This is a genomic window from Streptomyces sp. NPDC006265, assembly GCF_040613555.1.
Lineage (GTDB): Bacteria > Actinomycetota > Actinomycetes > Streptomycetales > Streptomycetaceae > Streptomyces.
The window spans coordinates 1-9,519 of sequence record NZ_JBEXSH010000297.1; the positions used below are offsets into that span (position 1 = coordinate 1).

Consider the following 9,519-nt stretch of genomic DNA (forward strand, 5'->3'; position numbering starts at 1 on the left):
CCGGTAATCCCTTCTTCCCCCGTGCCTCAGGGAGCTCTGCCATGCCCGGAACATCCAGAAACGCGACCTTCGCGCTCGTCGTCTCCGCCTCCATCGCCCTCCTCGCCACGGCCTGCACCGGCCAGTCGGACGCCGGCGCGAGCGACGACGCGTCCAAGGAGACGACCCTCAACTTCTGGCACGCCTGGAGCGCGCCGTCGGAGGTGAAGGCCGTCGAGGACCTGGTCGCCGGATTCGAGAAGGCGCACCCCAACATCCACGTCAACGTCGTCGGCAACATGACGGACGACAAGATGAACCAGGCCCTGCGCACCGGCGGCGCCAAGGCCCCGGACGTGATCTCGTCGTTCACCACGAACAGCGTCGGGAAGTTCTGCTCCTCCGGCGCCCTGGTGAATCTCAACCCCTTCTTCGAGAAGTCCGGTGTCGACCCGGAGAAGACCTTCCCGAAGGCGATGAACGAGTACACCCGGTTCGGCGGAAACCGCTGCGCGGTCCCGCTGCTCGGCGACGCGTACGGCCTCTACTACAACAAGACGGCGTTCAAGAAGGCCGGCATCACCGCCCCGCCGAAGACCTGGTCGGAGTTCGAGCGGGTCGCCGAGAAGCTGACGATCGCTCAGGGCGACACCTACAAGCAGCTCGGCTTCATGCCGAACTACCACGGCTGGGAGACCACCACCGAGCACTACCTCGGCCAGTTCTCCCCCACGTACTTCGACAAGGACGGCAAGTCGAACGTCGCGAAGGACCCGGCGTTCGCCCAGGCCCTCACGGTCCAGAAGAAACTCGTAGACGCGCTCGGCGGCTACCGCAAGCTGGAGACCTACCGCTCCAAGCTCGGCGACGAATGGGGCCCCAAGCACCCCTTCCACACCGGCCAGGTCGCCATGCAGCTCGACGGCGAGTGGCGCCTGGGCATGGCCCTGGACGCCAAGCCGAAGTTCGACATCGGCGTGGCCCCGCTGCCCGTCCCCGACGACCAGGCCGACCAGTACGGCAAGGGCTACATCACCGGCACCATCGCCGGTATCGCGGCGACCGGCAAGAAGCAGAACGCGGCCTGGGAGCTGGTGAAGTACATGACCACGGACACGGACGCGGTGGTGAACTTCTCCAACGCCATCCACAACGTGCCCTCGACGCTGGCGGCCCTGAAGTCCCCGAAGCTGACGTACGACCCGCGCTTCAAGACGTTCCTGGAGATCGCGGCGAACCCGGACTCCACCACCGCTCCCGCCTCCGTCAACGGCGGTGTCTACCTGACCACGGTCCAGCAGTTCGGCTACGACTACGAGAGCGGCAAGGCGACGGACCTCACGGCCGGCCTGAAGAAGGCCGCCGCGCAGATCGACACGGACATCGCGCAGGCGAAGTAGGCCATGAGTACCTCTACGTTGCGGGCGAAACACCGCCGCTCGACCCTGCGCACCCTCGCCTTCCTCTCCCCTTGGCTGATCGGCTTCACGGTCTTCTTCGCCTACCCCCTGATCTCCACCGTCTACTTCTCCTTCATGCGCTACGACGGCTTCAAGCCGCCCGCGTGGAGCGGCACGAAGAACTGGGGGTACGTCTTCGGGCACTACCCCCTCTTCTGGCCCGCCCTGCGCAACACCCTGTGGCTGGTCGTCATCATGGTCACGCTCCGGGTCGCCTTCGGCCTGGGCGTGGGCCTGCTGATCACCAAGATCAAGACGGCCACGGGTGTCTTCCGCACCCTCTTCTACCTGCCCTACCTGGCCCCGCCGGTGGCGGCCACCATGGCCTTCGCGTTCCTCCTCAACCCCGGCACGGGCCCGGTCAACTCGATCCTGGAGAAGACCGGGCTGCCCACCCCCGGCTGGTTCAACGACCCCGCCTGGTCCAAGCCGGCCCTGACCCTGCTGGCCCTGTGGGGCATCGGCGACCTGATGGTCATCTTCATGGCCGCCCTGCTCGACGTGCCGAAGGAGCAGTACGAGGCGGCCGAACTGGACGGCGCGACGCCCTGGCAGCGCTTCCGCTTCGTGACGCTGCCGAACATCTCGCCGATCGTCATGTTCGCGGTGGTCACGGGCGTGATCCAGACGATGCAGTACTACACACAGCCGCTGATCGCCGGGAAGGTCGCGTCGGGCGTGATCCAGGGCGCGGGAACGCTGTTCGAGCCCGGCTACCCCGACAAGTCGACCCTCACCCTCCCCCAACTCGTCTACAACCTGGGCTTCCAGCGCTTCGACTACGGCTCGGCCTGTGTGGTCGCCCTGGTCCTCTTCGCCCTCTCCATGGCCTTCACGGCCCTCCTGATGCGCCGCCGGGGCGGCCTGATCCAGGCAGGTGAACGATGACGCAGGTGCTCGACAAGCCCCTGGAGCTGAAGACACCCCCGTCGCCGGCGGCACGCACGGCCCACCGCAGGGCCCTGCTGGAGTGGATCGCGATCCACTCGCTCGGCATCGCGGCGGCCCTCTTCTTCACGCTCCCGTTCGTCTTCGTCTTCCTCACCTCCCTCATGAGCGACAGCCAGGCGCTCAGCCGCGACCTGATCCCGCACACCTGGGAGTGGGGCAACTACGCCAAGGTCTTCGACACCCCCGGCTTCCTCACCTGGTGGAAGAACACCCTGATCTACGCGGGCCTGGGCACCGTCCTCACGGTCGTCTCCTCGATCCCCGTGGCCTACGCCCTGGCCAAGTTCCGCTTTCGCGGCCGTAATCTGGCCCTGATGCTGGTCATCTCGATGATGATGCTGCCGCCGCAGGTGATCATCATCCCGATGTACCTGTTCTGGGCGAAGCAGCTCGACCTGTCCGGCTCGCTCTGGCCGCTGATCATCCCCATGGCGTTCGGCGACGCGTTCTCGATCTTCCTGCTGCGCCAGTTCCTGACGACGATCCCCGACGAGTACGTGGACGCGGCGAAGGTGGACGGCTGCGGCGACCTGCGCACGCTGCTGAAGGTCGTTCTCCCGATGGCCAGACCGGGCGTAGCAGCGGTGGCCCTCTTCCAGTTCTTCTACGCGTGGAACGACTACTTCGGCCCCCAGATCTACGCGTCGGAGAACCCGGGTGCCTGGACGCTCTCCTACGGCCTGGAGTCGTTCAAGGGCGCCCACCACACCGACTGGAACCTCACCATGGCCGCCACCGTGCTGGTCATGGCCCCCGTGATCCTCGTGTTCTTCTTCGCGCAGAAGGCGTTCGTGGAGGGTGTCACACTCACCGGAGTAAAGGGTTAGACATGAAACTCACCGTGGTCGGCGGAGGCTCGACCTACACGCCCGAACTCGTGGACGGCTTCGCCCGTCTGAGGGACACCCTGCCCGTCGAGGAACTGGTCCTGATGGACCCCGCGCAGGACCGTCTCGACCTCGTCGGCGGCCTGGCCCGCCGCATCTTCACCCGCCAGGACCACGCGGGCCGCATCACCACGACGACCGACCTCGACGCGGCGGTGGACGGCGCGGACGCGGTCCTCCTCCAACTCCGCGTCGGCGGCCAGGCGGCCCGTGAGCAGGACGAGACCTGGCCCCTGGAATGCGGCTGCGTGGGCCAGGAGACCACCGGCGCCGGCGGCCTCGCCAAGGCCCTGCGCACGGTCCCGGTCGTCCTGGACATCGCGGACCGCGTCCGACGCACCAACCCCCGGGCCTGGATCATCGACTTCACCAACCCGGTCGGCATCGTGACCCGCGCCCTGCTCCAGGCGGGCCACAAGGCGGTGGGCCTGTGCAACGTGGCGATCGGCCTGCAGCGCAAGTTCGCGGCCCTGCTGTCCGTGGCGGCCTCCGCTATCCACCTGGACCACGTCGGCCTCAACCATCTCACCTGGGAGACGGCCGTACGCCTCGGCGGCCCGGAGGGCGACGACGTCCTGCCGAAACTGCTGGGCGAACACGGCGACACGATCGCGGCGGACCTCCGCCTGCCCCGCCCCCTGCTCGACACCCTGGGCGTGGTCCCCTCCTACTACCTGCGCTACTACTACGCGCACGACGAGGTCGTACGGGAACTGCGGACGAAGCCGTCCCGGGCGGCCGAAGTCGCGGAGATGGAACGCCGGTTGCTCGCGTTGTACGCCGACCCGGCCCTCGACGAGAAGCCGGAGCTGCTCGCCGAGCGGGGCGGTGCCTTCTACTCCGAGGCGGCGGTGGACCTGGCGGCGGCCCTGCTGGGCGGCGGCGGTTCGCCGTACCAGGTGGTGAACACGTACAACCGGGGCACGCTCCCGTTCCTCCCCGACGACGCGGTGGTCGAGGTCCAGGCGGCCGTGGGGGCAGGGGGCGCGTCCCCCCTGCCCGTCCAGCCCGTGGACCCGCTCTACGCGGGCCTGATGGCCGGCGTCACGGCCTATGAGGACCTGGCCCTCCAGGCCGCCCTGCACGGCGGCAGGGACCGCGTCTTCCGCGCCCTCCTGTCCCATCCCCTCGTCGGCCAGTACGCGTACGCCGAGACGCTCACCGACCGGCTGATCGCACACAACCGGGAGCACCTCGCGTGGGCGTGACCGCACGTGTCCTCGCCATCGACGCGGGCAACAGCAAGACGGACGTCGCGATCGTGACGGCGGACGGGGACGTCCTCGCCACGGCACGCGGGGGCGGCTTCCGTCCACCGGCCGTGGGCGTGGACACGGCGATGAACGGCCTGGCCGAGACGGTGGCGCAGGCCCTCACCGCCGCGGGGCTCACCTCGGTCGCCCACGTCTCGGCATGCCTCGCCAACGCCGACTTCCCCACCGAGGAGGAGCAACTGGCCGCGGCGTTGCGGGCGCGCGCCTGGGGCAGCACGGTGACGGTCCGCAACGACACCTTCGCGATCCTGCGGGCCGGTGCCGGCGAACCCCGGGGGGTGGCGGTCGTCTGCGGCGCGGGCATCAACTGCGTGGGCATGCGTCCCGACGGCCGCACGGCCCGCTTCCCGGCCCTCGGCCGGGTCTCGGGCGACTGGGGCGGCGGCTGGGGGCTGTCCGAGGAGGCCCTCTGGCACGCTTCCCGGGCGGAGGACGGCCGCGGCGCCCCCACCGCCCTGTCCCACACCCTCCCCGCCCACTTCGGCCTGCTCTCCACGTACGCCCTCGTCGAGGCGCTGCACCTGGAGCACGTCCCGACGCTCCGGCGCCACGAACTGACCCCGGTCCTCTTCGCCACGGCAGCCGACGGCGACCCGATCGCCCGGTCGATCGTGGAACGCCAGGCCGAGGAGGTGGTCTCCATGGCGGTCGTCGCCCTGACCCGCCTGGACCTCCTCTCCGAGGAGACCCCCGTGCTCCTGGGCGGCGGCATCCTGGCCGCCCGGCACCCGCAACTGAACGACCACATCGCGTCCTTGCTGACCGACCGCGCGCCGAAGGCGGTACCGCGGGTCGTGACGTCCAGCCCGGTGCTGGGCGCGGCACTGCTGGGACTGGACCACGTCGGGGCGGGGGAAGGGGCGCAGGAGAAGCTGCGGACGTATTACGACGCCTAGGACCTCCGGGGTGCGCCACTCGTCCGGGAACCGAACCCACTCCCCGTACGTGTTCCTGGACGAGGGGTGCTGCTAGGGGTGGTGCGAGGGGGCGTGCGCCACGCTGCGATCCGATCAAGATCGGGGCAAGGCCGGTGCGGATGTCGGTCCCGGCAGCGATACTTGCGCCGACGGATGACCACGGGGGAGGTCACAGTGACGTACACGCCGAAGAGCAGCCCGCCACCACCGGGCCCCGGCCTGCCCATCCTGCCGGCCGTACCGGCCCAACCGGCACCCCCGTCCGGTCCCCCCGGCGCCACCCCGGCCCCCGCCGCACCCCCCGCCACGACCCCCCGCCGCACCGCCTTCGCCGAGGGCCTCGACCGGCTGCGCTCCGCGGCCACCACCGAACCGGGCCGCCTCCGCGTCATCGGCGCCCTCCTGGCGCTCCTCGTCGTCGCCTTCGGCGCCGTCACCGCCTGGCAGATGACCGACCGCGCGGCCGCCGCCGACGACGTCCTCACCCGCAGCCAGCCCCTCAGCTCGGACGCCGCGGACATCTACCGCTCCCTCGCCGACGCCAACACCGCCGCCTCCAGCGGCTTCCTCGCCGGCGGCCAGGAGTCGGCCGGCACCCGCGACCGCTACGAGCGGGACATCCGCACGGCCGCCGAGAAACTCGTCAACGCCGCCGCAAACGCCGACCCCGACTCGCCGTCCACGGCGACGATCGCCAAGCTCAACAGGCTCCTGCCGGAGTACAAGGGCCTGGTGGAGCGGGCCCGCACGTACAACCGCCAGGGCTTCCCCGTCGGCGGCGCCTACCTGCGCTACGCCAACGAGAAGATGCAGCACCAGATGCTCCCGGCGGCTGAGGACCTCTACACCAACGAGAACCAGCGCCTCAGCACGGACTACGCGGACGCCACGCCCTACCCCTGGGCGGCCATCGGCCTCGGCGTCGCCGCCCTGGCGGCCCTCGCCTGGGCCCAGCACCGCAACTACCGGCGGACGAACAGGGTCCTGAACCACGGCCTGGTGGCCGCCACCGCCACGGCGACGGTCGTCCTCCTCTGGCTGGTCGTCGGCCACACCCTCGCCCGCGCGGACCTGAACGACTCCTACGACCACGGCGTCCGCTCCCTGAACGTCCTGCACGACGCGCGCATCGCCTCCCTCAAGGCCAGGGGCAACGAGAACCTCACCCTGGTGGCGCGCGGCGCCGAGACGAAGAAGGTCGGCGAAAAGACCTACGACGCCTACGACTACGACTTCGGCAGGGACATCAAGGCCCTCGCCGTGAAGCTGGCGGCGGCGGAGAGGCTCGCCGACGACACCTCCGGCGAACGCCCCGTCACCGCCGCCGTGGGCAACATGACGGAGTGGAAGAAGCGCCACACCGCGGCCCGCGAGCAGGACGAGAACGGCAACTACCAGCAGGCGCTGGACCGGGTCATCGGCACCGAGGGCGCGACCGGCGAGTGCTTCGACAGCGTCGACGAGAACCTGCGCACGGCACTCGCGCACGAGGAGACGGAGTTCAAACGCGCGGCGGGCGACGGCCGCGACGCGCTGACGGGCATGCCGGCGGGCGTGGCCGTACTCGCGGTGCTGGGCGCCGCAGGCGCGGTCGTGGGCATCGGCCGCAGGCTGTCGGAGTACCGATGAAAGGGCCGGGGGCGAGGGGAGGAACGACCGTGCGAGACGCACTCAGGGGCTGGGGCGGAGTGACCGCGATGGCAGTCGTCTGCGCCCTGGTGGCGCTGGTGGCCCTCTGCCTGCCGCTCACCACGGCCACGACGGCCACCCAGAACACCACCGCGACGCAGACCGCCGGGACCGAGGCGGACGAGGAGTGCGAGGCCCCCGAGAAGCAGACGCTGTCCCCCTCCTCGGCCGACGGTGACACCATCCGGGCGATCAAGAACCGCACGGGAGAGAAGCGCAAGCTGATCGTCGGCGTCGACCAGAGCAGTTACCGCTGGGGCTACCGCAACCCCAACAGCGGCAAGACCGCGGAGCTCGAGGGCTTCGACATCGACCTGGTCCACCGCATCGCGAAGGACATACTCGGCGACCCGGACGCCGTCCAGTTCAAGGCGATCCCCACCGACCAGCGCATCCCGGCGATCCAGGACGGCCGCGTGGACATGGTCGTCCGCACGATGACGATCAACTGCGACCGCATCGCCGACGTCGCCTTCTCCGCGCCCTACTTCAAGACGGGACAGCAGGTCCTGGCCCCGAAGGCCTCCCCCGTCAAGGGCTACGACGACACGCTCGCGGACCGCAGGATCTGCACGGCGGCGGGTTCCACCGCGTTCTCCGCGCTGGAGGCGGACCAGAAGGACGGCAAGCTCCCCGCGAGCACGGACATCTCCACCACCGTCCCGAACCAACTCGACTGCCTGGTGCGGCTCCAGCTCGGCGAGGTCGACGCCGTGGTCACCGACGGCGCCCTCGCGGCGAGCCAAGCGGCACAGGACCCGACGGTTCAGCTCAAGGGCGACGCCTTCACTGCCGAGTACTACGGCGTGGCGATGAAGAAGGACGCGGACGATCTGGTACGCCGGGTCAACCAGATCCTGGTGGACTACCGCAAGGACACCGCGAACGGCTGGCAGGCCTCGTACGGGAAATGGCTGTCGGCAACACTGGGCAAGGATGCGAAGAAGTCGGAACCACCGGCACCGCAGTACCTCCGCACCATCTGACACCCTGCTGAACCCGCGAACACCCGCATCAGAGACGACAGACGACACGCGACACACGACCGCAGCGAGAGGTGATCGATGGGCGTCACGGGATCCACCGGGCCGGTGATGGACCGGGACGAGGTGGACCGTGCGCTGGCGCGGCTCGGCGCGGAGCACGAGGCGATCGAGACCTCGCTCCTCGCGCTGCAGGACCACGCGGGCCGCAGACTCCTGGAGGGCGCCGAGCTCACCGGCGTCACCCTGGAGCGCTGGACGTCCACGGAGGCGTCGATCACGCTGCTGTGGACGTACTTCGACGCGTACACCGACGCGCTGCGCTCCGCCCGCGACATCCGCTCGCGCCGCCGCTGGTCCAGCCGCGAGGACCTGGTGGAGCTGACGGAGTTGCTGAACGGCGACTCGGTCACCGTCGCGGGCAGCGCCTCGGCGACGGCCAACGCCCCCACCCTGCACGGCAGTCCGACCAAGCTCAGCGAGCGCTACTCGCTCGTCACCCTCGTCGAGCGGATGAACGAGCTGTACGCGACGAGCCTGGACATGGTGGTCGCCGCGGACGCGGTCTGGTCGGCCCTGCCGGCCCGGATCGACCTGCTCGCGGCGGAGCTCCAGCGCACCCGGCGGCTCGCGCACTCGGTGGGCGTGCGCCCCGGCGAGCACCCGGCGGGCGACGACCTGGAGCGCATCACGCGGATACTGACGAAGCTGCGCGAGCAGGTGATCTCGGACCCGCTGGCGTTCTGGCAGGCCGCGGTGGGCAGTTCGGCGCCGGGCGGCGGCAGGCCGGACACGACGGTGTACGACCGCGAGGCGCGCTCCCTGGAGGAGGTACGCCGTGAGATCGACGCCGTACTGACCGTACGGCAGGACGCCGAGAAGCGGATCGTGAAGCTGCGGGACATCCTCAGCCGCGCCGACCGCACGCTCGCCGAGGCGCGCACGGCGCGCGGCGAGGTCCTCGCGAAGATCGCGGCGACGGAGGTGCCGGTCGTCGGCGGGCCGCCGACCGTGCTCCAGGAGCAGCTGGCGGCAGCGGCCGAGTACCGCAGGCAGGCGCAGTGGCACCGGCTGTCCCCGCTGCTGGAGTCGCTGGAGCAGAAGGCCGAGGACGAACTGCTGCGCGCCCGTGAGTCGTTGACGGCGGTCACCGCCCCGCTGGCGGTCCGCGCCGAGCTGCGCGGCCGTCTCGACGCGTACAAGGCGAAGGTCGCCCGGCACGGCTTCGCCGAGGACACGCTGCTGGTGGAGCGGTACGAGAAGGCGCGCCGCATGCTGTGGAGCGCGCCCTGCGACCTGCGGCCGCGCACGGCCACGTCCGGGTGAGCCTCGGCGAGGCCGATCAGCGCGTCCTGGAGCTCGGCGATCAGACCGCCGAC

Annotated in this window: 8 protein-coding genes; all 8 read left to right on the forward strand. The window is 70.3% G+C overall.

Features of this window, described 5'->3' with window-relative positions; all coding sequences use genetic code 11:
- The first annotated feature begins 41 nt into the window (after positions 1-41).
- The 8 genes from ABZ281_RS23315 to ABZ281_RS23350 all read left to right on the forward strand — a co-directional run bounded on the left by ABZ281_RS23315 (position 42) and on the right by ABZ281_RS23350 (position 9,466).
- Complete coding sequence (locus ABZ281_RS23315) at positions 42-1,379, forward strand: ABC transporter substrate-binding protein (RefSeq protein ID WP_356658290.1); 1,338 nt, start codon at positions 42-44, stop codon at positions 1,377-1,379.
- A 3-nt stretch (positions 1,380-1,382) separates the two neighbouring features.
- Positions 1,383-2,327: a sugar ABC transporter permease gene (locus ABZ281_RS23320; protein ID WP_356658292.1), complete on the forward strand. Its 945-nt coding sequence runs from the start codon at positions 1,383-1,385 to the stop codon at positions 2,325-2,327.
- Positions 2,324-3,217 carry a carbohydrate ABC transporter permease gene (locus ABZ281_RS23325; RefSeq protein WP_356658294.1) on the forward strand — a complete coding sequence of 298 codons (894 nt, stop codon included), beginning with the start codon at positions 2,324-2,326 and terminating at the stop codon, positions 3,215-3,217. The genes ABZ281_RS23320 and ABZ281_RS23325 overlap by 4 nt, the downstream gene beginning before the upstream one ends.
- Before the next feature lie 2 nt (positions 3,218-3,219).
- Positions 3,220-4,485, forward strand: coding sequence for a 6-phospho-beta-glucosidase (locus ABZ281_RS23330; RefSeq protein WP_356658297.1), 1,266 nt, complete (start codon positions 3,220-3,222; stop codon positions 4,483-4,485).
- A complete protein-coding gene (locus tag ABZ281_RS23335; RefSeq protein ID WP_356658299.1) occupies positions 4,476-5,447 on the forward strand; it encodes a BadF/BadG/BcrA/BcrD ATPase family protein in 972 nt (323 codons plus the stop codon). The genes ABZ281_RS23330 and ABZ281_RS23335 overlap by 10 nt, the downstream gene beginning before the upstream one ends.
- A gap of 195 nt (positions 5,448-5,642) precedes the next feature.
- Complete coding sequence (locus ABZ281_RS23340; protein ID WP_356658301.1) at positions 5,643-7,097, forward strand: hypothetical protein; 1,455 nt, start codon at positions 5,643-5,645, stop codon at positions 7,095-7,097.
- Complete coding sequence (locus ABZ281_RS23345) at positions 7,094-8,143, forward strand: glutamate ABC transporter substrate-binding protein (protein WP_356658303.1); 1,050 nt, start codon at positions 7,094-7,096, stop codon at positions 8,141-8,143. The genes ABZ281_RS23340 and ABZ281_RS23345 overlap by 4 nt, the downstream gene beginning before the upstream one ends.
- A gap of 78 nt (positions 8,144-8,221) precedes the next feature.
- Positions 8,222-9,466 carry a hypothetical protein gene (locus tag ABZ281_RS23350; RefSeq protein WP_356658305.1) on the forward strand — a complete coding sequence of 415 codons (1,245 nt, stop codon included), beginning with the start codon at positions 8,222-8,224 and terminating at the stop codon, positions 9,464-9,466.
- Positions 9,467-9,519: the final 53 nt, after the last annotated feature.

Excerpts from the sequence above, each read along its gene's own strand:
- ABZ281_RS23315 (WP_356658290.1), top strand. The coding sequence starts at position 42 with ATGCCCGGAACATCCAGAAACGCGACCTTCGCGCTCGTCGTCTCCGCC.
- ABZ281_RS23320 (WP_356658292.1), top strand. The coding sequence starts at position 1,383 with ATGAGTACCTCTACGTTGCGGGCGAAACACCGCCGCTCGACCCTGCGC.
- ABZ281_RS23325 (WP_356658294.1), top strand. The coding sequence starts at position 2,324 with ATGACGCAGGTGCTCGACAAGCCCCTGGAGCTGAAGACACCCCCGTCG.
- ABZ281_RS23330 (WP_356658297.1), top strand. The coding sequence starts at position 3,220 with ATGAAACTCACCGTGGTCGGCGGAGGCTCGACCTACACGCCCGAACTC.
- ABZ281_RS23345 (WP_356658303.1), top strand. The coding sequence starts at position 7,094 with ATGAAAGGGCCGGGGGCGAGGGGAGGAACGACCGTGCGAGACGCACTC.
- ABZ281_RS23350 (WP_356658305.1), top strand. The coding sequence starts at position 8,222 with ATGGGCGTCACGGGATCCACCGGGCCGGTGATGGACCGGGACGAGGTG.